The sequence below is a fragment of the Pedobacter frigiditerrae genome (assembly GCF_004331645.1).
Classification (GTDB): domain Bacteria; phylum Bacteroidota; class Bacteroidia; order Sphingobacteriales; family Sphingobacteriaceae; genus Pedobacter; species Pedobacter frigiditerrae.
The window spans coordinates 292,556-315,797 of the sequence record NZ_SJSK01000001.1; the positions used below are offsets into that span (position 1 = coordinate 292,556).

The following is a 23,242-nucleotide window of genomic DNA, read 5'->3' on the forward strand; positions in this document are numbered from 1 at the left end:
TTTATTTTGCCAAGCTATCACCCTTTGGTTTTAAGCCAGCCCTTCTTACATTTACAAGTTTCATCATCACTTCGAACCAAAATGGTGCTCCCATTGAGATTGCAATGGCTCCAATCATAAGCCCTAAAAAAGAAACCAAATATTCATAGCAATACATATTCCTCCTTAAATTGGTTCTTTCATCAAGTACTTTAAATGGATTTTTTGTCCAACCGAAAATCAACTTATCGCTTGATATATTTTTAATCATTGAGCTAGCAAAATAATATTGTTCTTCATTATATTTTGTGAGCACCTTGTATTTCTCAGAATCTCTTTCATTTTTTAAAGAGTCTACGTTGATTTTTTTAGTTGCAGTATCCTTCAATATTGAATCATATTTCTTATCAATTTCATTAAAATGCACATCTACTTTACTCAAATAATAATCTTTAACTACATCTGGCTGATCTACCAATTTTTCTGCTGATGAAACTAGACTAGCTTTTAATATTGGATCATTATGTATGGTTTTGATAATCCTTACCATATTTAAATTAAATGCAAGGGCAATGCAAATGGCTATTATTCGCGTAACCCACCTATACTTGTTTTTATACCAGCCACTGACCCTATCCATATATTCATTAAACCATTTTTCTACATTAGCCTGTAGTTCATTTATATCTTTAGAACTATTTGCCAAAGTTTCTAATAATTTAGGTAAGCCATCTTTAATTAGAGTATTAGCTTGTTGATTTTTTAAAGCAGTTAATCCATTCTTAAAATCAGCAAATAGATCGTTCGTTCTCGCCCCGCTCTTTTCGGCAATTATATCTATCGTTGCCATCGCAAAATTTGTAGCAGGTATATAAGATGGCAATTTGTCAGCATTTTCTTTTAGCTTATTTAATTGCGGATGCTTCAAAAGCTCGCTACTTACAATACCCATTAATTGTTGTAAAGATTGCTTTAACATTTTACCCCTAAACTTTAGGTTAACGGCAATAAGCTCTTGAATTACATACGTTACAGTGCTAAACACAAAGAAGATTAAAACAACTGCAATACCCGTCTCTAAATAATTATTCATAATGATATTTTAAGTAATTAGAATTCGAAGATTTAATAAAGGAATTTATAAAGTAATGCCTATTTCTTAAACTGTGTTTTGTTTATTGATTAGTTTATCACTGACCTCAAAACTTGGTTAGATTTCGGAGGGTTTAGCATACAGTAGCTAACTCATACGAAGCATATCGGTCGCTTTCTCCCCTAAAAGAATTGCAAGAATGTTGTCCCAAACTTTACGGTAATCATACCGCCATATTCGACTTTATTAAAATCGTCTGTACCCGCTGTTCTAACACTAAGAAATGGAGATATTCCAATTTTTACATTTGGATTGTCTTTTACCAATGGATAGAAGAATACCCAGCTTTCAAGTCTCAATCTATTTAGATTGTCAAACGGATTGTTTGTTCTTTTCTTTCCAGTAAAGTCATAATAGATAGTTGGTGAATAACTGAAACTACCTTTGCCAGGATAAATTTGCAATGAAAAGGCAGGGGAAAATGTTGGCTTCACACTCGGAGCCTCAACCACAAAATTTGAGGTTGTTATAACTCCATTACTATTTATGGGATTTACAACACCAACTTCATTTGCAGCTTTCCAGTCGTAAGAATACCTAAGTCTAAATTGCGGGGAAAATTGCTTGGCTTCTGTTTTACCTTTTGTAAAAAAACCGATATACTTTAATTCAAAAGCATATGAAGTTTCACCAATTTTTTGTTCATTAGATTTAATGCCAGTCGGATAATACTTGAAGACAGCCGACCCATACTCAAATTGTCCATTGACTGAATGTCGGGAGATTCCACCATTTTCTTCCGTATTGTCTTTTGTGTACTGTACTGATAAAATGCCCCTCCAGGTTGAAGAAAATCTATCAATCTGTAAAATATTATCTGATTTAGACGTCAGAGGCATTCTAATAGATGGTCTTATTATGAATGTATTCCCTTTCTCAACTTTCTCCCAATTTAATTCTGGCCCAGCTTCAATTTGTCCTTCTTTGATTGAAGTTATTCCATTAATAAATGGCAAAATTTTGAACTTTGCATCTTGAGCAAACCCAATAAATGGAAAGAGGATTAATAAGCTATAAAGTAATTTCTGTTTCATAATAACCTCCTTGTAATTTAAATGTTAAACTTTGGTCTTCAGCTATTCCTGGCAAATCAAGACTAAGTTTGAAAGTAGCATCATCAATGCCTACAACTCTAACTTTAATTTTTACTTGTGCATCAGGAATTTTCCCCGTCCAATTTCTCTTTTTTGCCCCATCAGATTGAATTACTTTAACCCCGTTAATGAAAGCATAAAATAAGGTGATTCCACCGCTGACTGGTTCAAGTGTCAATGAGAAACTTCTTGTAGCTTCCATTGATAGCGTTACATTCTTTTGCTTTGCCATATTATTTAATATTAATTGTAGTGTTGTTGTCGTTTGGGTGGTTTGCCGTCAGTTTTCAGTAAATCCTTAGTACACTAATCTATTTTCATTTTGCTTAAATCAATTTACATATCCAAAACTATTTAACTAACCATCGAAAAAAATGCATTTACTACCCTTTTTAATAGGGTATTTCTACGGTACATCCAACCGTAGTTTCACTGTTGTTAATACACTACTAATTATTGAGATTTATAAATAATTAAACCTTAACAATCATTTAAATTAAAACAATCATGGAGATTCAATTAAACAGTGCAAAACAAAAAGGCTTTATTAATCCTGCCGGCCCAGTAAACAAAAAAATGGTCAAGGACATGGTACAAGCGTATAGAAAGAAATACGAAATCATTGGAGATCTTTTACACTTTTCTCATTTCGGAATTGAAGAAATTTTAAAGCTTTGCATTGATAATGGGGTATTAGATAAAAACGTACTTTCAATGGTTAAGCCAGTTCCCGCGGACTACGAAGGTTTTGGAATCAAGATATATATTGGCAATCACTTTAACCAAACAACTTGCCCATCAAGTAGCCTTCATTATGAAAAAATGAATACAACAATATTGTGCAACACTAAAATTAAAAGTTCAAAAAATCACTTATATTTAGATATGTTAACTGATAATAAGGATACTGTGGCCATATCAACTGGTGGAAATGGGCTTGATCAAACTGCAATTTGCAAACCAGATTGCGCAGGTGGACAAGTACCTACTCCTCCAGAACCAGCTGATGGCTATGATGTAGGTCAATAAAATTTATGCTAAAAGTATTAGAACTGCCTTATGCTTTGATTATAGAATGGATGTGCTTAATTACATCCATTCTATTTTTAAGAAATGTATATCCAAAATTTTGGAGAGTATTTATTCCATTCTTGACATTAACAATTGGAGTGGAAAGTTATGGCTATTATACAGCAATTATGCTGCCTAAAGGATTAAGTAATGCATGGTTATATAATCTTTTTCTGATCGTTTATGTTATATTTTATACTTGGATTTTTTCGAGAATTATTCCAATACCTGGCATTAAAAAAATAGTTGCCGCTTTTTTAGCAATTATCGGAGGGCTTTACTTTTGGGAATTTAATTATAATAAAGGATTGAATGAACTTTTTTTTTACAGGACAAATAATTTTTTTAGTGTAGGGGTAGTTATCTTTTGCATTAGTTATTATTTCAGTTTATTCAGGCAGCTAGAATATATAAATATTCTTGAACAGCCAGAATTTTGGTTTGTTTCAGGCTGTTTAATTTTTTACGCAACAAGTACTTGTGTAAATTCCTTTTTTTCTGAATTGATTAAAATTAAAATTATTGGGAACTTTCGTCTTAGATATTTCTTAATGTGTTTTTTAAGTTTAATAATGTATAGTTGTTGGATTAAATCATTTTTATGTTTTCGGAAAATTCAGAACTCTTTACCCCAATAATTATTCTTTCCTTAATATTTTTGATCATCTGTTTAAGTCTGATCTTCATTATTGTACTTTATAATCAGCGAAGAAAATTGCATATAGAAGAAAAAAAAGAAATGAACCAAAAGTTCGAATCAGAACTCCTCAAAACTCAAATAGAAGTACAAGAGCAAACTATGCAAACTATCGCTTCAGACTTGCATGATAATATAGGGCAATTACTTAGTCTAACTGCTCTTACATTAAATTCAATCAACTTAAATGAACCTCAACGCCTTGAAAAAAAAGTAACAGAATCATTAAACTTAGTTAATAGCTCTATAAAAGAATTAAGAGGATTAGCAAAGTTAATGTATGGCGAGTTTATTGTGCAAACAGGTTTAGGGAATGCCATTAAACAAGAATTAGATCGCTTAAAAAAGATAGGAAACTACAAGTTAAAAGTTAAAAATAATCTCATTAACATTGACATTTCCTCTCCCAACAAGGACCTTATTATTTTACGTTTGCTTCAAGAAATCATCAACAATATTATTAAACATTCAGAAGCTACATATTTAGAGTTTAGCATATATATTATAAATGAAAAAATATGTTTAAACATACAAGATAATGGCATTGGGTTTGACACCGAAAATGAAAAAATGAAAAAATCTGGTATGGGATTAAATTCTATGGCTAAAAGAGTAGCTTTAATCAATGGCGAAATACTAATAAAATCAACCCCATCAACTGGAACATCAATCTCTATAGAGATACCTTATCCTTAAGCCATGGAAAACGAAACTATAAATATTGCAATTGTTGATGACCACACCTTATTTCGTTCTGGCCTAGCTAGCCTTTTATCAGAATTTGACGAAATTAATGTTGTTTTTGAAGCTACAAACGGAATAGATCTTCAAGAAAAAATCGTAAGCTATCCAAATACCCAACTTGTTTTAATGGATATCAATATGCCAATTATGGATGGGTATGCCACTACAAAGTGGATCAAGGATACTCTGCCTCATGTGCATATATTAGCATTGAGTATGTTCGAAGATGAAAAGGCAATTATTGGTATGTTGAAAGCGGGAGCTGGTGGTTACATGCTAAAAGAGTCTAAACCTTCTGAACTTCTCACTGCAATAAAAACGACTATAGAAAAAGGTTTTTACATTAATGATTTAGTCTCTGGCAGGCTTTTGGTCTCTCTAAAACAAGAAAACACAAAACCTATCTTTTCAGAAAAGGAATTGACATTCTTGCAGTTTTGTAGCACTGAGTTAACCTACAAGGAGATTGCATCAGAAATGAACATTAGCCCACGAACTGTAGATAATTACCGTGAATCGCTTTTTGCCAAACTAAATATAAAATCAAGAACAGGCTTGGTGGTTTACGGTATCAAAAATAATTTGATAAAGATTTAGATTAGTATTTTACAGTATAATCAGTTTATTATAGAAATTTCTTGATACCCTTTCAATTTTCGTATATTAGTTTAATCAAAAGGATATGTCCTAATATCCAATGTTTAATTTCCAAAATCGAATTTATTAGAGTCCACATCAAGTCCACATTAACTGCGCCTCAAGTCCACGTTCAGTCCACCCCTCCTTCGAGCTTCCTTCGTCTGTTCTCCCAGTTCCCTCCCATATTCCTCTGCAAAAATACTAGTTTTAAAGAGCGAGACACGAAGGAGACACAACCAAGAGATATTAGAAGGCCTACTGATGGAAGGTTAAGGGTTGACAAGCCATAGAGTAGTATTACAAATCAAATTCTTGATGCCTATCAGGAATTTCTACATTATTAAATCCTTTTTCAAATAGTTTTTGCTTAAAAACCTGCTGCACGTCATATTCACCATGTACTAAAAATACCTTCTTAACTTTTGAAGCCTCTTGGCAAGACATAAATTTCAACAAATCTTCGTAATCGCCATGCGCACTCATAGACTGTATGCTTTGCACCTCTGCAACTACCTGGAATTGTTCACCATAAATACTTACTTGCTTTTCCCCATTTTTCAATCGACCGCCTAATGATCTTGGCTCACAATAACCCACCATTAGAATGGTGTTTTTACTCTCGCTGATATTATTTTTGATGTGATGCTTAACCCTTCCAGCCTCAGCCATGCCAGATGCCGAAATAATAATACAAGGTTCTGGTTTATCATTTAAAGCTTTTGATTCCTCTCCATCTTGAACATAATGCAAGTTCTTAAAATCGAAAGGATTATCATCAATCTTTAAAATATCCAAAACCTCATCGTTATAACCTTCTGCATGCTCTTCAATTATTTTTGTGGCTTTAGCCGATAATGGACTATCAACATAAACTTTTACATCAGGTAGCTTACCTTCCAAATCGAGATTATTTAAAACATAAAGTAACTCTTGCGTTCTGCCAACACTAAAGGCTGGAATAATTACTTTCCCTTTTTTCTCTACACAAGTTTTTAAAATTACTTGTAAAAAAGCTTCTTCTGTTGGTTGGGCATCCTTATGTAATCGATCTCCATAAGTAGATTCAAGTAATATATAATCGGCTTGAGGAAATTCTTGTGGTGACCTTAAAAGTAAATCTCCATACTGTCCAACATCACCACTAAAACATAATTGTGTTGTTTTACCATCTTCAATAATCGTTAAATTAACAGAGGCACTACCGATAATATGCCCCGCATCTATAAACTCTAAGGTAACTTCATCGGTTACCCTTGTTTTATTTTTATATTCAACAGCCACAAAATATTCCATAGCAGTTAAAACATCTTCCTCCTCATATAAAGCCTTTTCTAAAGGTAAACGACGTTGTTGCCTTTTCTTATTTTCATATTTCAAATCGCCGGCCTGAATTTTTGCAGAATCAAGCAATAAAATCTTACTTAATTCTTTTGTCGCCTGGGTTCCAAAAATCACACCTCTAAAGCCTTGTGCAACCAAGCGAGGAATTAAGCCGCTATGATCTATATGTGCATGAGAAAGAATCAAGAAATCTACCTCAGCCGCATTAAAACCAAACTCATCATTTAATTCATCCGTTTCTTGTCCCATGCCCTGAAACATTCCGCAGTCTAATAATATTTTCGTTCCGTTGTTTAATGTAATTAAGTGCTTGCTTCCCGTAACGTTACGGGCGGCGCCATGAAAGGCAATTTTCATAAGTATTTGGTTTATTTTTTAATATTAAGAAAATAATTGCTAAAAAATTTTGTAAACTAAAATATTAGTTTTAAGTTTATGTAAAATAATTGAACATTTAAATCAATATTTACTTTAACGCTCACAATATATACATAAACAACAATTATCATGGAAATTAAAGATTTAACGAAGGCAGAGGAACAGATCATGCAAATTGTATGGCAACTGGAAAGTTCATTCGTAAAAGAAGTAATGGATTATTTACCAGAGCCCAAGCCAGCTTACAATACCGTATCCACAATTATTAGAATATTAGAAGTTAAAGGCTTTATTGGACATGAAGCTTATGGAAAAGCCCATAAATATCATCCTTTAATTAGTAGAGAAGAATACAAAAGACATGCAACTGAGAAGTTATTAGGCAATTACTTTGAGAACTCGGTAGAAAGCATGTTCTCTTTCTTTGTGAAGGAAGAGAAATTAGATTTAAGTGATGTGGATGAAATTTTAAAGATGATTAACAAATTTAAAAATAAGCCAAAATGAGTTGGGCACATTATCTCTTGCAGGTAAATATTTACCTGGTCATATTTTATTGTTTTTACAAACTGCTTTTAGATAGAGAGACTTATTTTGTTTTAAATAGGTTGTATCTTGTTTTATCAGGGTTATTCTCTTTGGCTATACCATTTCTAAGATTCGAGATGTTTAGCGAAAAGGCAGTAAGTGATAAACTATACATCAGCGTTAGCGAAATAAATACAATAGTAAGTAATTATGCTATTATGCCGCAAACACAAGAGCAATATGACTGGGGTCGGTTAATCGTTATGATATACTTAGTAGGCACTTTTATTTTCTTGCTTCACTTTGCCTATCAACTATTTGCAATTAACCAGCTTTTTGGCAAAACAGATTCAAATGTTGCATTCTCTTTTTTTAATAGAAAATCTGTTTCCGAAAACTTACCCGAAAGAGCTACTGTAGATTTGCATGAAGATATCCATGTAAAACAACTACATACCATTGATGTGATTTTCTTTGAGATTTTAGGAATAATAATATGGTTTAATCCCATTATCTATTTGTACAAAAAATCTGTTAAAAACATTCATGAATATTTAGCAGATGAAGCAGCTGCAAAGTTTCAAGGTGATAAAGAAACCTATGCCTTGTTATTATTGAGCCATGCTTTTGGGGTAAAACCAAATAGTTTAACCAATGGCTTTTTAACAAAATCAATGATCAAAAAGAGGATTTTCATGTTGCACAAACAACGTTCTAAAAAAGCTGCAATTCTAAAATATGGACTATTCGTTCCGTTGTTTGCAATTACTTTAGTTTTATCATCCGCTACTATTCGTAAAAACAATCAAATTTTGGCCGTTGCCGAAAAAATACCTTTAAATGAAGCTAATGATGTTTTTACACAAGTAATAGAGCAACCTTTAAGTGTTGTTAATCTTGCACCTCGAACTACAAAATTAGATCAAGTACAGGTTCAAGCACTCGTTGTTAATAACACAGAAACAAATCCTTCTAGTTACAACAGCATAAATGAAAAAGAAAATGCTAATTCTTGGAATGCATTTTACAAATATCTTGGAGATGGCATAAAATATCCAACTGAAGCCGTAAAGAAAAAAGTACAAGGAAATACGGTAATAAACTTCTCTGTTAGAAGAGGCAAAGCGATGGATATTGTAGTTCAAAACGAACTTGGATCAGGCTGTGATGAAGAAGTAATTGAGCAAATCACAAACTATGATGATTTCTTTCAGAAAGATGGTGATTATAGTTTAAAAGTAACATTTAAACTTGAAGGCTCCGATGCTCAAATGAAGAACGAAAATGCATCTACCGACGCCGAAAAAACATCGATGTCTAATTTGGTCATTACAGCTTACGCACCAAAAGAAGAGGTGACAGATCAAACTGTTTACAATTTTGTTGCCATGTCTAACCCACCAACATACCCTGGAGGCCTTGCAAAGTTTTATGAATTCTTAGGTAAAAACATAAGATATCCTCAATTTGCAGCAGATAATGATATTCAAGGAAAGGTACTTGTTTCGTTTACAGTTGAGAAAGATGGTTCCCTATCAGACATTAAAGTAGAGCGAAAACTAGGTTACGGTACTGATGAAGAAGCTGTAAGGGTTTTAAAAACAAGTAAAAAATGGTTCCCTGGTATTCAGAATGGCAGGACTGTTAGGGTTAAATATAATATTCCAATCAGCTTCGCATTAGATCAGAGTAAAAAAGAATCAAAACCAGTCTCATTTGCATCGATACGCACAAAAAATTATACCGGTGGAGAACCTCCAATGGTTATTGTTGATGGAGATACTAAAGATGGCGATTACTTAAAAACGATGGATGCCAATACCATTGAAAGTGTAAGTATTGTAAAAGATGCAAATGCATTAGCATTATACGGAAAAGAAGGAAAAAATGGTGTTATCGTGGTAACTACAAAAAAACCTAAACTAAAACTAATTACGGCTACCCTAACTAATAGAAATTAAGCTTATGAAAAGGATTATTTATTTATTGTTATTTATTTTAGTAGGCTCATTTCAAAAGGCTTATACGCAAGAAAACAAAACCGCAAAGACAAGCGACTTGGAAAAGTTCTATAAATTTTTAGGTGAAAATATTAAGTATCCTGAAAAAGCAAGATTAGTTGATGCTCAAGGAAATAGTTTAATTCTATTAACAATTAGTGATGGAACTCTCAAAAAATTCACCGTCACAAATGCAAATCCAGAACTAGGGTTTGATGAAGAAGTAACACAAAAGCTTTTTGCCTATAAAGATTTTTCGAAGTTACAAAGTGGCAATTATGCATTGGTTACCTCGTATCGAATTGCAGATTCCAAATCTCCTGTAAAAAACGAAAATTACCTTATACCTAAAGGTTACTCAGAATTAAAATTAGTAATTATGGGCTTTGGAATGAATAAGGTTGGGGCAATAGATACTGCGCAGGCTAATCCTAAAAGTAAAAATGGGTTCAAGGTTAACTTCACAAGGGGTTCTCTTCAAAATTCAGAGGGCAAACATCCTTTAGTTATATTAAACGACGATGTGATTGAGTATGATTTTATGAAGAATATTGACCCAAACAGCATTCAGTCTGTTAGCGTTTTAAAAGATGCTGCTTCTATTCTAAAATACGGCGAAGAAGGGAGAAATGGTGTAATTATTATCTTAACCAAAGACTATACCCCAAAAAAGACTGTAAAATAAATCTTAAAACTTAAAAACTAAGACCATATGAAAAAGCTAATTTATTCATCGCTAATTGCGGTGTTACTGCTAACATTTTGCCAAAAATCTGCAATTGCGCAGGATGATGAAAAGATTTACAATTTTGTTTCTATAAAAAACCCTCCTACTTATCCAGGTGGCTTGCAAGCATTTTACAAGTTTTTAGGCGCTAATATCAAGTACCCAGAAATGGCTGCTAAAAACAATGTACAAGGTAAAGTTTTAGTGTCTTTTGTAGTTGAAAAAGACGGATCATTAACTGATATTAAAATTGAGCGTAGCCTTGGGTCCGGAACAGATGAAGAAACCATTAGGGTATTAAAACTATCAAGAAACTGGAATCCTGGAATTGAAGATGCAAAACCTGTAAGAGTAAAATATAACATTCCTGTGAAGTTTGCATTGGCAGGAGGCAAAGCTAATGCTAACACAACAAATACTGTTAAATCTACAGACGCAGTGGTAGAAGACAATACCGTATATAATTTCGTATCAATGGAAAATCCTCCAAAATATCCTGGTGGACTTGATAAACTGTACAAATTCTTAGGCGAGAATATTAAATACCCAACAGAAGCGAAAGAGAATAAAATACAAGGGAAAGTATTAGCTTCATTCACTGTACTAAAAGATGGTGCGCTAGCAGATATAAAAGTTGAACGCAAATTAGGTTACGGAACAGACGAAGAAGCTGTGAGGGTTTTAAAACTTTCGAAGAAATGGGAGCCAGGCCTTCAAAATGGGAAGCCAGTAAATGTTAAATATAATATCCCTATCTCATTCAACTTAGCAAAATAAAGCAAATACCTTTTTAACCTGATTATACTCAACAAAAAACCCCAACCTAATTGGTCGGGGTTTTTCGATTATTAAACTCCTTTGTCTCGGACATTTAAATCTAGTAATTTAATAGGAAAAAAACAAAAACAATTTTCAGTTAACAGTTTGCAGTTCAATACTATTAACTATTAAGTGCCAACAGACAACTCAATTACCCTTCTTCTTCGCTTATAAATTTAGCTGAATAGTAATCTCTATTCATTCGAGCAATGTTCTCTAAAGAAATCCCTTTAGGGCATTCAGCTTCGCAAGCACCTGTATTTGTACAGTTACCAAAACCCTCAGCATCCATTTGAGCAACCATATTCTGAACACGTTTGTATCTTTCTGGCTGTCCTTGTGGTAATAATGCTAACTGAGAGATTTTTGCAGATACAAATAACATTGCCGATGCATTTTTACAAGTAGCCACACAAGCTCCACAACCAATACAAGCTGCTGCTTCAAATGCTGCGTCTGCCTGTGCCTTTGGAATTGGTAGGTTGTTTGCATCTTGTGCATTACCCGTATTTACCGAAATAAATCCACCTGCTGCGATAACTCTATCAAATGCAGATCTATCTACCGTTAAATCTTTAATTACAGGAAATGCTTTCGCTCTCCATGGCTCAACTACAATGGTATCTCCATCCTTAAATGAACGCATGTGTAATTGGCAAGTAGTTACTGCATCTTTTGGACCGTGAGGGCGACCGTTGATAAACATTGAACACATACCGCAAATACCTTCGCGACAATCGTGGTCAAATACAATTGGATCATCACCTTTTGTAATTAAATCTTCGTTTAAAACATCGAACATTTCTAAAAAAGACATATCAGGAGAAATATCAGCAACTTTATAGTCAACCATTTTTCCTTTGTCTTTTGTGTTCTTCTGACGCCAAACCTTTAGCGTTAAGTTCATATTTCCTGTACTCATTGTATAGAGATTTAAGTAGATAGTAGTTAGTAATTAGTAGTTAGAAAGCATATCTAAATACTAAATACTCCCATTCTAAATACTATTTATAACTTCTTTGTGCTATTTTAATATTTTCGAATTTCAATTCTTCTTTGTGAAGCTCGAAACTTCCATCACCTTTATTTTCCCAAGCTGCTACGTAAGCGTAGTTTTCGTCGTCACGTAAAGCTTCTCCTTCTTCAGTTTGATATTCTTCACGGAAGTGACCACCACAACTTTCATTACGATTTAATGCATCGATACACATCAACTCACCTAACTCTATGAAATCTGCAACACGACCAGCTTTTTCTAATTCTGGGTTGTATTCATCTGCTGATCCTGGAACACGAACATCACTCCAAAAATCTTTCTTTAATTGTTGAATTTCTGCAATGGCCGACTTTAAACCTTCAGCATTACGAGCCATTCCACATTTATCCCACATGATTAAACCTAGTTTTTTGTGGAAGTGATCTACAGATTTAGTTCCTTTAATTCCAATTAAAGTATCTAATATTCCCTTTGCTTTAGCTTCTGCTTCAGCAAATGCTGGATGATCTGTTGGGATTGCCTTAACAGAAATTTCTTTCGATAAATATTGTCCGATAGTATATGGAAGAACAAAATAACCATCTGCCAAACCTTGCATTAAAGCCGACGCACCTAAACGATTTGCACCGTGATCTGAAAAGTTAGCCTCGCCAGTACAATATAAGCCTGGTACAGTTGTCATCAAGTTATAATCTACCCATAAACCACCCATTGTATAGTGAACAGCTGGATAAATACGCATTGGCGTTTCGTAAGGATTCTCGCCAGTAATCTGTGCATACATATCGAATAGATTGCCATATTTTTCTTTAATAACAGCTAATCCTAAACGCATACAGGTTTCTTTATCTGGATTATGATTACCAGCTTTTGAAGCCTCTATTTTACCATAACGCTCTGTATTCGCTTTAAAATCTAGGTATACGGCTAATTTAGAAGCACCAACACCATAACCTGCATCACATCTTTCTTTTGCAGCACGAGATGCCACATCACGTGGAACCAAGTTACCAAAAGCAGGGTAACGGCGCTCTAAATAATAATCTCTTTCATCTTCAGGAATTTCCGAAGCTTTACGAGTATCATCTTTCTTTTTAGGAACCCAAATACGTCCATCGTTACGTAACGACTCAGACATTAAGGTTAATTTAGATTGGTGATCTCCAGAAACTGGAATACAAGTTGGGTGAATTTGAGTGTAACAAGGATTTGCAAAAAATGCCCCTTGTTTATTCGCTTTCCAAGCAGCAGTTACGTTACTTCCCATTGCATTGGTAGAAAGATAGAATACGTTTCCGTAACCACCAGTTCCTAATACCACAGCATGACCAAAGTGACGTTCCAATTCTCCTGTAATTAAATTACGAGCAATGATACCACGAGCTTTACCATCAATTTTAACAACTTCAAGCATTTCATGGCGAGTAAACATTTCTACTTTACCCATTCCAATTTGACGCTCTAAAGCAGAGTATGCGCCTAATAATAACTGTTGACCAGTTTGACCAGCTGCATAAAATGTTCTTTGAACTTGCGTACCACCGAATGAACGATTATCTAACAAACCACCATATTCACGAGCCAAAGGAACACCTTGAGCCACACATTGATCGATAATGTTTGCACTAACCTCAGCTAAACGATGAACGTTTGCTTCACGGGCACGATAATCTCCACCTTTAATGGTATCATAAAATAAACGATAAGTGCTATCGCCATCATTTTGATAGTTTTTTGCGGCATTGATACCACCTTGAGCAGCGATAGAGTGTGCTCTACGTGGCGAATCTTGGAAACAAAAGCATTTCACTTTGTAACCCATTTCTGCCAAAGTTGCAGCTGCTGACGCCCCGGCTAAACCAGAACCAACTACAATTATTTCTAAACTTCTTTTGTTAGAAGGGTTAACCAAAGGCACAGACGATTTAAATTTCGTCCATTTACTGGTTAATTCTCCTTCTGGTATATTTGAATTTATTGCTGACATTGTATTTTAGCTTTATTCGTTCAAAATTATTTATAAACCCCAACCAAAGTAAATTGCAATTGGCATTAAGGCAAAAAGCAACGGAATGATGATAGAGAAAGCAACACCTAAAGATTTAATGATTGGTGTGTATTTTTTGTGGTTCCAACCCATGGTTTGAAAAGTTGAAGCAAAACCATGTAATAAGTGATATGCTAAAGAAAACATAGCCAACACGTATACAATTACACGCCAAGGCTCACTAAATTTAGCAAACATTACTGCGTATAAATCCTCATGGCCTGCAGCATCTACTGGAGTATTTCCATTAAAATGCTCAATACCTGTAAAACGAGATACAATCCAAAAGTCAGACAAATGCACAACCAAGAACATTAGCAATAATGTACCTAACAAACCCATTGAACGAGAATACCATTTACTATTAGCATTACCATCGTTATAAGCATATTTTACAGGCCTTGCAGCTTGATTTTCGAATGTTAATCTTGCACCTTGTATAATGTGCAACAACAACCCTAACATTAAAACTACCTCCATCGCTCTAATTATCCAATTGGTTGCCATAAAATGAGCACCTTCATTAAACAACACTCCCGTTTTGTCAAAAAATACAAAACAGTTCAAGAAACAATGCACAAGTAAAAAAGAGATTAGAAAAAGACCTGTAAGGCCCATTATTAGTTTTTTTCCTATTGACGAGGAAAAAGCATTTGCGATACTACCCATTAGCTTTTATTTTTTATTCAGTTAATGCAAAAGTATTTAAAATATGAATTAAAACGGGATGTGTTTCTATAAAATCATAATAAAGTGGTTATTTAGAAACATTCTAAAAAAAATTGCAATTTCAATTATAAAATATCAGCTAATGAAGAGGTTAAGAAAAAATTTAAGGACAAAAAAAGGGAGCAATAATTAAATCGCTCCCCTCAGTTATAACAGGTATTTATTAATTATTCCCATTGAAAGAGAACGTATAAGTCCCTCTATCTCCAACACCAGAAATGGTTGTTTTTCCATCTTTTGATGAAGGCAAGGCTTTTTCTATATCAGCAGCACTGTTAACTGGTTTTCCATTTACAGTTGTAATAACCAGTCCCTTGGTCACATCAAAGCTGTCAAACAATTTACCTTGTTCTACATTAGTTACCACAACGCCGTTAGTTACACCGTATTTAGATTTTACAGTTGCAGAAGCGGGCGCAAAACTTGCGCCTAATTTACTAATAGAAGCACCAGTAGGTTTACCAGCAGTAGATGCTAACGTTACTTTACTTTCTGGTTTTAAAGTTACATTTACATTTTTGGTTGAACCATCAGTTTTTAAAACGGTTAAAGCAACTTTGTCACCAGGACGCATGCGACCAATTTTTTCTTGCAAATCTGGCGAATCATAAATTTCAACACCTTCTACCTTTTTAATGATATCACCTTGTTTAATACCAGCAGCTTCTGCTCCACCATTTGGCACTACTTCATTCACATATAAACCGTTAATTTCATTAATGTTTAATTGTTCAGCAGCATCTGCGTCTAAAGCTCTAAATGAAACACCAATGTAACCACGTTTTACAGCACCATATTGTTTAAAGTCTTCCAAAATCTTTTTAGCTAAGTTTACTGGAATTGCAAAACCATAACCTTCATTTCTTCCAGTTTCTGAAGCAATAGCTGCATTAATACCAACCAATTCTCCATTTGCATTAACTAAAGCGCCACCACTGTTACCTGGGTTAATGGCCGCATCAGTTTGAATATAAGACTCGATAGAAGTATTTGCTGGGCGTTCTGGCCTTTTACCGGTTCTTTGATATTCCATCCACTCTTCTTGAGTTGGTGTTTGATTTTGTCTATCTAAAATACCAATGCTACGAGCTTTTGCACTCACAATACCAGCAGTAACGGTAGTCTGTAAATCTAAAGGAAAACCTACAGCCAAAACCCATTCGCCCACTTGTACATTATCTGAGTTACCCATTTTCACAAATGGCAAACCATCCACATCAATTTTAATTAGTGCTAAATCTGTATTTGCATCCTTGCCAATTACTTTGGCAGTTACTTTACGTCTATTAGCTAAAATAACTTCAATTTTATCAGCATTATCTACTACGTGATTATTGGTTACGATATAGCCATCGGCTGTTAAGATTACACCCGAACCAGACGCCGCACTTGGCTGACGTTGTCTACGGCCACCACCACCAAACATTTGACCGAATATATCTTCCATACTAGAACCACCTTCATCAGAATTAGCTGTTTTAGTACCATAAGTTGTTTTAATATGAACAACCGCTGGAGAAACAGCTGCTGCTGCTTGCACAAAATCTACTGTACCTGCCGATGATATTTTAATTGGGTTATTGGCAAACATCATGTTCTGCTTTTCAGTTAATGAATAGCCATCGTTGTTGCGCTCTAAAAGTTTATAAGCGCCAATTGCAACTGCACCTCCCACAAATGCAGTTAACAGCATTAATCCTATTTTTTTCATTGCTTATATATTAATTATCTTTTTTACTAATGATTTACTCAAATTTAATACCATATAAACGATATTTGTATACTAAACACATCCAAACTTGTGTTAAAAAATGTTAAATCAAATTTAACAAACGATTTAGCATTTTCAACGAACAAATATTAGATGCCAAAATGAAGAAATAATGAACATTAAATTCTCAAAATATCAAGGTGCTGGTAACGATTTTATTTTAATTGACCATCGTGTTAATGAATTAAAAAACATTGATAATAAGCTTGTATCGCAACTTTGTGACCGCCGTTTTGGTATTGGGGCAGATGGTTTGATGTTTTTAACCAACCATAAGGATTACGATTTTGAGATGGTTTATTATAACTCAGATGGCAATGTTGGCAGTATGTGTGGCAATGGAGGCCGATGTATTGTTGCCTTTGCCAAACACCTAGGCGTAATAACAAATGAAACTAATTTTTTGGCAGTTGATGGTCCACATTATGCCAAAATTACAGCAGAAGGCAATTGGGTAGAACTGCAAATGATTGATGTAGATACGGTTAAAACTGACGGAAATGCTTTTGTATTAAATACTGGTTCGCCACATTACGTTACAGAAGTTAAAGATTTAGCATCGCTAGATGTTTTTACAACCGGTAAAGGGATTCGAAATAACGATACCTATAAAACTAATGGAATTAATGTAAACTTTGTAGAAGATAAAGGCGACCATCTGTTTGTACGCACTTTTGAGCGTGGCGTTGAAGATGAAACTTTTGCATGTGGCACTGGCGTAACCGCTGTTGCAATGGCAATGGCACAACAAAAACAACCAGGCCATATCGAAACTCCAATTGAGGTTTTGGGTGGCAAACTGAAAATCAACTTTGATTATGATGGCGCTAAATTTACAAACGTATTTTTATGTGGGCCAGCAGAAAAGGTTTTTGAGGGAGAATTGTCAATATAGATTTGTCATTCAGAGCGCAGTGAAGAATCTAATTTTAGTAAAATAACCGCAAAGAAGAGAAGGGCGCAAAGTTTTTTTCGCTTATCGGCCGGTGTCTCCACCGGTCAATAAGAATCTTAACCTACTTTCGTTTTAAGATGTCCACTCAAGCTGATCATGAGGTTCTGGAAAAGATTAAATATTGCTTTTCATTCCATCTTCCCTTTCCCATCTTATATTTTCCATTTCCTTTAATTTCCTTCTGCTAAATAAGCGGCAATACCAATCTTTATTTCTCCAAAGCCATAACTTTTACCTAATGCATCACGTACCTCATTTAGCTTCATAGATTTTAGCTTTGCGATTACGCTGGTAATTTCATCTAATCGTTTAGCGGGTACAAGTTCAGTTGCCTTTACCTCTTGCCTAGCAACAAAATGTGCCAAATGACCTTCAATTGTACCAATAGTCATTTTTCTTTCTGCAGCAATTTCAGTCATATTTTTGCCTTGCTTAAATAAAGCCAAGGTAATTTCTTTTGTATCTTCCTTTGGCTCTTTAGGCTCCTTGATTTTTTTGGCAGCTCTAATTCTCGAGTAAACATCCTCACCTGGCGGCTTAAATTCTTCCTTATTGGGCAAAGTATAAGCTGTTTTTATCTGCTCTGCTCTTTTAGCACTATCATACAAAGCTAGCACATCTTCCTTTTTTAGCTCTACCCCCTGGTTTGCTGCTGCGAGCATTGCTTTTGCTTTACGAATCCTTTTATATTGCTCGTAAAACATCGCTTCCATCTCTAACAATTCGACTAAATATTCTTTGGTTTGCTTTTGAGTTTTAACCACTTCAATAAGTTCGAATATAGAACCGCTCATTTGCTGTAGTTGCGGATTAAAATAATTTTCTGCCGCTTGTGTCCTTTCCAAAAGCAAGTTTAAACTTTCGGCGTTGCCCGCTATAAATAATTTTTCAATTTGTCTTAAAAACTTATCTGCATTAACCTTTAAGGCCATTAAATCTTTCTGCAGTTTTGTTGCCCAAGACAAATGTGTCTGTTTCATAGAACGTTTTTCATCTTTTGTATAACTAAATACATGTTCGAAAACATACACATCCAATACAGAAAAATTGAAGCTTTGTAATAAGGAATGGTTTAGAAATGCATCGCTCTCCTTTTTAATTTGTATGGTTAAATCTTCTTGCTGTTCCTTTGTTTTAGCAAAATAAGTTACGTTTTGGTCTTGTCTAATTCCTCTCCCAGAAATTAAAGATGTTAGAATCAAACCTTTCATGGAACGTAAGCGAGAAAGCGCTACATAGATTTGTCCTGGCGCAAATGCATCGCCAATATCCACAATTGCTTTGTCGAAAGTTAAACCCTGGCTTTTATGGACAGTAATTGCCCAAGCCAATTTCAAAGGAAACTGAGTAAATGTTCCGGCAATTTCTTCTTCTATATCATTAGTAACCTTGTTGGCAGTATACTTGATGTTTTTCCAAGTGTATTTCTCGATAATTATATTTTGTCTTGAACCATCTGCTTCTACTTCTATAACCTCATCGGTTAACTTTTTAACGATAGCAATTTTTCCGTTAAAAAATCTTTGCTCTCCAGTCGGGTCATTCTTGATAAACATAACTTGCGCACCAACCTTTAGCTCTAGACTTTTTTCTGCCGGATAAGACCCTTCACTAAATTCTTTATCTATTATTGCATTATAGAAGTAAGACTTTCCTGCTAATTCCTTTAAACTATTTCTGTTAAGCGTATCTGCCTTATTATTATGCGTTGTTAAGGTGATATAATTATCAGTCAATACAGGTCTATAGTTTTCTTTATAGTAAGTTTTAAGTAGAGCGATATCCTGTTCTGTTACTTGATTATTCCTCAGGTTATTTAATAAGTGAATAAAAGTTTCATCTGCTTGTCGATAAATTTTCTCTAACTCAATATAAACAGGTGGATTTTTCTCTAAAACTTGCGCATCGAAAAAGAATGCACTTTTGTAAAAAGCACTTAACAAGTTCCACTCTGTGTTTTTAACAACTGGAGGCAATTGATGTAAATCGCCAATAAACAAAACTTGCACACCGCCAAAGCTTGCAGAGTTGTTTTTGCGGATATAACGCAAAACCATATCAATGGCATCCAATAAATCTGCCCTTAACATACTCACTTCATCAATAATCAACAATTCTAAATCTAACAAAATACGTCGCTTGGTAGCGTTCATATTTAAGTGTTTGATGATAGATTTTGGAGTATTGTAATGCTGGTATTCTGCAACATTAGTTGTTAGCACAACCTTTGGTAAATAAGTTCCAAATGGCAATTGAAAAAGTGAATGAATGGTAACCCCTGCTGCATTAATTGCAGCAATACCAGTTGGGGCAACAATTACTGCCTTTTTATGTGTTAAGGAAATAAGGCTTCGAAGAAATGTAGTTTTACCAGTGCCAGCTTTACCAGTTAAAAAAATATGTCTCGAAGTTAAATTTATAAACTTTGCCGCAAGTTGGGCAGGCTGTAGTTCTTCTATGGGTTGTAACATTTTATTCTATAAATCACAGGTTGTACAATATACATTTTCCATTTCTAATGTTACTGTTAAATAGTTCATTATTTTCCAAATTCACAGCCAAATGGTATGAATACTAGTTATAGGTTTTTTTAGCGTAATAGAGTTGCTACGTTTGAGCTAGAAATAACTATATGTATCGAAATTATTTGCATGTATATGATTAAACCAAATGTTAAATATTGTTATTTAATGTTAAAATCTTACAACTAAATTTTTAGTATTAAAGATTTAGTTATACATTTAGAAGACCAAAACAAACCTAATAATGAAATCTATAAGCCTGGCCATTGTGCTATCCTTATGCTTTTCTACTATGCTATTTGCTCAAAATCCTTATACCATCAAGGGGATTGCTGCTGATACTGCTAGTAATGCTAAGCTTCAAAACGCAACAATTAGCATTTTAAATGCTAAAGATTCTACACTTTACAAGTTTACAAGAGCCAAAGCAGATGGTACATTTGCAATTAGCCCAATGAGAAAAGGAAATTTCATTTTGCTACTCACCTATCCTGAATATGCAGATTATGTATCTCCATTTGCATTAGATTCTGTTAACCGCAGCTTTGATTTTAAGCAGATTAACATGAAATCTAAAGCGAAATTGCTAAATGAGGTTATCATTAAAGGGCAGGGCGCTGCTATTAAAATTAAAGGGGACACCACTGAATTTAATGCAGCAAGTTATACCATACAACCCAACGACAAGGTAGAAGATTTACTTAAAAAACTACCTGGTATACAAGTAGATAAAGATGGTAAGATTACTGCACAAGGAAAAACTGTACCTAAAGTTTTGGTAGATGGTGAAGAGTTTTTTGGCGATGACCCCACTTTAGTAACCAAAAACATTAGAGCAGATATGGTTGACAAGGTCCAGCTTTTTGAAAAAGCAAGTGACCAGGCTGCTTTTACAGGTGTTGATGATGGACAAAAGACTCAAACGATTAATATCAAACTTAAAGAAGATGCTAAAAACGGTTATTTCGGTAAAGTAGACCTAGGTGGAGGAACAGATGATTTTTACACCGCTCAATTACTTTTCAATAAATTTAAAGGCAAAGAAAAGTTCTCATTTTATGGAACAGCCAGTAATAATGGCAAAACAGGATTAAGCTGGCAAGATAGTGATAAGTATGGCAGTAGCGGTGGTGGCGATGTACAGTTTATAGATGGCGGTATGATGATTACTGGCGGAGGAAGGGATGAGTTAGATTCATGGGGAGGAACCTATCGCGATGAGGGAATTCCTGTTGCAAGAAATGGTGGCGCACATTATGAAACAAAATGGAATAAGGATAAAGAATCTATTAACACAAATTATAAAGTTGGTTCTTTAAAAGTGAATATTATTAAAAACACACTTTCACAGCAAAACATCCCAGACAACTTTGTAAATAGAAATAATGACCAGACAACTGAAAACTACATATTTAGACAAAAGTTAGATGCAACTTATCAAATTAAGCTAGATACGACTAGCAATTTAAAAGTTACTGCAAGTGGAACATTGAAAAATAATGAAACTGAAAGTATTTTTAATACTACTGGAAGAAGAGAAGATAATAGCTTATTGAATACTGAAATACGATCTAACAATAGTGAAGGCAATGACAAAATATTTAATTTATCAGCCTTATATACTAAAAAGTTAAAAAAATTGGGCCGTAATTATTCACTTAACCTAAGCGCTGCAAGAACAGAAACTGATACTGAAGGTTTTTTATATTCTGAAAATGTGGCTTACAATCTAGATAAGTCTATAAAAGAATCTATTGTTACTGATCAATTGAAAGATAATAATATAGAAACCGGCTTATATTCTGCCAACTTTACATTCTCAGAGCCAATTAACAAAAAACTTTCTCTTGTATTTAATTATGGCTTAAGTTTAAATAGCGGAAAGGCAGATCGTAAATCTTTTAATCAATCAATTCCGGGAAGATACGATGTGCTTGATTTACAGTTTAGCAATAACTTTACAACAGATCAGTTATCTAATCAAGGCGGCGCAACATTTAGCTATAAAAACAAAAAGACTGTTTTAAGTGGTGGTTTAAAAGTTAACAATATTAATTTTGATCAACTAGATGTTTATAATGATGTGCGCTATCAAAGAAATTTCTTTAACTGGATGCCACAAGCCAGGTATCAATATAAGTTCTCACAATACAAATCCTTGTCATTAGGCTATAATGGGCGCACCAGTCAACCAAGTGTTTCTCAGTTACAACCTGTTAAGGTAAATGATGATTTGCTAAACATTCCTATAGGAAATCCTAACCTGAAGCCATCATACAACAACAATTTCAGTATTGATTACAACTCTTATAAAGTTATCTCTGATCAATACATGTATGGTTATGCCAGTTTAAGTTTTGTAAACAATCAAATTGTAAATAATACGACTTTTGATAGTACTACAGGAAAATCTTCTTATCAGTTCATTAACTTAAATGGTAAAACCCCATACAACTTCTATGGATACCTTGAGTTTTCGAGAAAGATAAAAAAACTGGGTTTTAGTGGCAATTTTGGGCTAAATTTAGATGGAAGTACCTCCTATAGTTACGTTAATAATACGCTTAATAAAACAAAAAGTAATAGCTATGGCTTTACTATAGGTGTAAATAAATATGCTGAGAAAAAATTCAGTTTCAATCTGCGTTTTAGTCCAAGCTATGAAACACAAGAATCATCATTAAACGAAAACGTTAATAGTAATGGTTTAGCAACTAGCGGCTACGGTTCATTTACTGTTTACTTACCAGGAAAGGTACAGATAAGCAGTGATGCAAATTATAAATACAATGCAGCAACAGCTTCGTTCGATCAAAGTTTTGAGCAAATGATCATTAACTCTACCATTAGCAAAACATTCCTAAAAACGGATAACCTTAAGTTAAGTATTTCAGGAAATGATATCTTAAATCAAAACAGAGGGTTTAACAGGTATGCTAGCGCAAACACTATTACTCAAACAAAATTCAATAATATTAAACGCTATTTTATGTGCTCTGTAATTTGGGATTTCAATAAAATGGGTGTAAAAAAATAATCTTTCATCACAAC

General features: G+C 34.1%; 19 protein-coding genes. 10 read left to right on the forward strand and 9 right to left on the reverse strand.

All coding sequences use genetic code 11. The annotated features are described in order from the left end of the window. Position 1: 1 nt before the first annotated feature. The 3 genes from EZ428_RS01245 to EZ428_RS01255 form a co-directional block, all read right to left on the reverse strand. The gene (locus EZ428_RS01245; protein ID WP_131551294.1) at positions 2–1,072 is read right to left on the reverse strand and encodes a hypothetical protein; all 1,071 of its coding nucleotides are present in this window, start codon (positions 1,070–1,072) and stop codon (positions 2–4) included. A gap of 182 nt (positions 1,073–1,254) precedes the next feature. Next, the gene (locus EZ428_RS01250; RefSeq protein ID WP_131551295.1) at positions 1,255–2,166 is read right to left on the reverse strand and encodes a hypothetical protein; all 912 of its coding nucleotides are present in this window, start codon (positions 2,164–2,166) and stop codon (positions 1,255–1,257) included. Next, entirely contained in the window at positions 2,144–2,458 is a 315-nt protein-coding gene (locus tag EZ428_RS01255; protein ID WP_131551296.1) for a hypothetical protein, read from the reverse strand. The genes EZ428_RS01250 and EZ428_RS01255 overlap by 23 nt, the downstream gene beginning before the upstream one ends. 275 nt (positions 2,459–2,733) lie before the next feature. On the opposite strand from EZ428_RS01255, the gene EZ428_RS01260 reads away from it, so the two are divergent. The 4 genes from EZ428_RS01260 (at position 2,734) to EZ428_RS01275 (ending at position 5,335) form a co-directional block, all read left to right on the forward strand. Beyond that, complete coding sequence (locus EZ428_RS01260) at positions 2,734–3,255, forward strand: hypothetical protein (protein ID WP_131551297.1); 522 nt, start codon at positions 2,734–2,736, stop codon at positions 3,253–3,255. A gap of 5 nt (positions 3,256–3,260) precedes the next feature. Next, positions 3,261–3,935 carry a hypothetical protein gene (locus tag EZ428_RS01265; protein ID WP_131551298.1) on the forward strand — a complete coding sequence of 225 codons (675 nt, stop codon included), beginning with the start codon at positions 3,261–3,263 and terminating at the stop codon, positions 3,933–3,935. Positions 3,936–4,012: 77 nt separating this feature from the next. Further along, positions 4,013–4,690, forward strand: coding sequence for a sensor histidine kinase (locus EZ428_RS01270; RefSeq protein ID WP_165501688.1), 678 nt, complete (start codon positions 4,013–4,015; stop codon positions 4,688–4,690). Between the two features lie 3 nt (positions 4,691–4,693). Next, complete coding sequence (locus EZ428_RS01275; protein ID WP_131551300.1) at positions 4,694–5,335, forward strand: response regulator transcription factor; 642 nt, start codon at positions 4,694–4,696, stop codon at positions 5,333–5,335. Between the two features lie 339 nt (positions 5,336–5,674). Here the strand turns inward: EZ428_RS01275 and EZ428_RS01280 are convergent, their stop codons facing one another. Continuing rightward, positions 5,675–7,075 (reverse strand): MBL fold metallo-hydrolase RNA specificity domain-containing protein, encoded by a 1,401-nt coding sequence (locus EZ428_RS01280; RefSeq protein WP_131551301.1) that lies wholly within the window; start codon positions 7,073–7,075, stop codon positions 5,675–5,677. Positions 7,076–7,225: 150 nt separating this feature from the next. On the opposite strand from EZ428_RS01280, the gene EZ428_RS01285 reads away from it, so the two are divergent. Genes EZ428_RS01285 through EZ428_RS24175 form a run of 4 tightly spaced genes read left to right on the forward strand, consistent with a single transcriptional unit; the run spans position 7,226 to position 11,128 of the window. After that, entirely contained in the window at positions 7,226–7,603 is a 378-nt protein-coding gene (locus EZ428_RS01285; protein ID WP_131551302.1) for a BlaI/MecI/CopY family transcriptional regulator, read from the forward strand. Beyond that, on the forward strand, positions 7,600–9,585 hold the full coding sequence (locus tag EZ428_RS01290) for a TonB family protein (RefSeq protein ID WP_131551303.1): 1,986 nt from the start codon (positions 7,600–7,602) through the stop codon (positions 9,583–9,585). Before EZ428_RS01285 ends, EZ428_RS01290 begins: the two co-directional genes overlap by 4 nt. A 4-nt stretch (positions 9,586–9,589) precedes the next feature. Beyond that, positions 9,590–10,309 (forward strand): energy transducer TonB, encoded by a 720-nt coding sequence (locus EZ428_RS01295; RefSeq protein WP_131551304.1) that lies wholly within the window; start codon positions 9,590–9,592, stop codon positions 10,307–10,309. A 27-nt stretch (positions 10,310–10,336) separates the two neighbouring features. Beyond that, the gene (locus tag EZ428_RS24175; protein ID WP_131551305.1) at positions 10,337–11,128 is read left to right on the forward strand and encodes an energy transducer TonB; all 792 of its coding nucleotides are present in this window, start codon (positions 10,337–10,339) and stop codon (positions 11,126–11,128) included. 193 nt (positions 11,129–11,321) lie between these two features. On the opposite strand, the gene EZ428_RS01305 is transcribed toward EZ428_RS24175, so the two are convergent. From EZ428_RS01305 to EZ428_RS01320, 4 genes are all read right to left on the reverse strand, one after another. Beyond that, entirely contained in the window at positions 11,322–12,092 is a 771-nt protein-coding gene (locus EZ428_RS01305; RefSeq protein ID WP_131551306.1) for a succinate dehydrogenase/fumarate reductase iron-sulfur subunit, read from the reverse strand. 82 nt (positions 12,093–12,174) lie between these two features. Continuing rightward, complete coding sequence (locus tag EZ428_RS01310; RefSeq protein WP_131551307.1) at positions 12,175–14,154, reverse strand: fumarate reductase/succinate dehydrogenase flavoprotein subunit; 1,980 nt, start codon at positions 14,152–14,154, stop codon at positions 12,175–12,177. Positions 14,155–14,184: 30 nt separating this feature from the next. Next, positions 14,185–14,883 carry a succinate dehydrogenase cytochrome b subunit gene (locus EZ428_RS01315; RefSeq protein ID WP_131551308.1) on the reverse strand — a complete coding sequence of 233 codons (699 nt, stop codon included), beginning with the start codon at positions 14,881–14,883 and terminating at the stop codon, positions 14,185–14,187. Between the two features lie 223 nt (positions 14,884–15,106). Beyond that, a complete protein-coding gene (locus EZ428_RS01320; RefSeq protein ID WP_131551309.1) occupies positions 15,107–16,654 on the reverse strand; it encodes a S1C family serine protease in 1,548 nt (515 codons plus the stop codon). A 172-nt stretch (positions 16,655–16,826) separates the two neighbouring features. On the opposite strand from EZ428_RS01320, the gene dapF reads away from it, so the two are divergent. Beyond that, complete coding sequence (gene dapF / locus EZ428_RS01325; protein ID WP_131551310.1) at positions 16,827–17,609, forward strand: diaminopimelate epimerase; 783 nt, start codon at positions 16,827–16,829, stop codon at positions 17,607–17,609. 230 nt (positions 17,610–17,839) lie between these two features. On the opposite strand, the gene EZ428_RS24305 is transcribed toward dapF, so the two are convergent. After that, a complete protein-coding gene (locus EZ428_RS24305; protein ID WP_205945582.1) occupies positions 17,840–20,140 on the reverse strand; it encodes a helix-turn-helix domain-containing protein in 2,301 nt (766 codons plus the stop codon). Positions 20,141–20,435: 295 nt separating this feature from the next. On the opposite strand from EZ428_RS24305, the gene EZ428_RS01335 reads away from it, so the two are divergent. Next, positions 20,436–23,228 carry an outer membrane beta-barrel protein gene (locus EZ428_RS01335; protein ID WP_131551311.1) on the forward strand — a complete coding sequence of 931 codons (2,793 nt, stop codon included), beginning with the start codon at positions 20,436–20,438 and terminating at the stop codon, positions 23,226–23,228. Positions 23,229–23,242 lie beyond the last annotated feature (14 nt).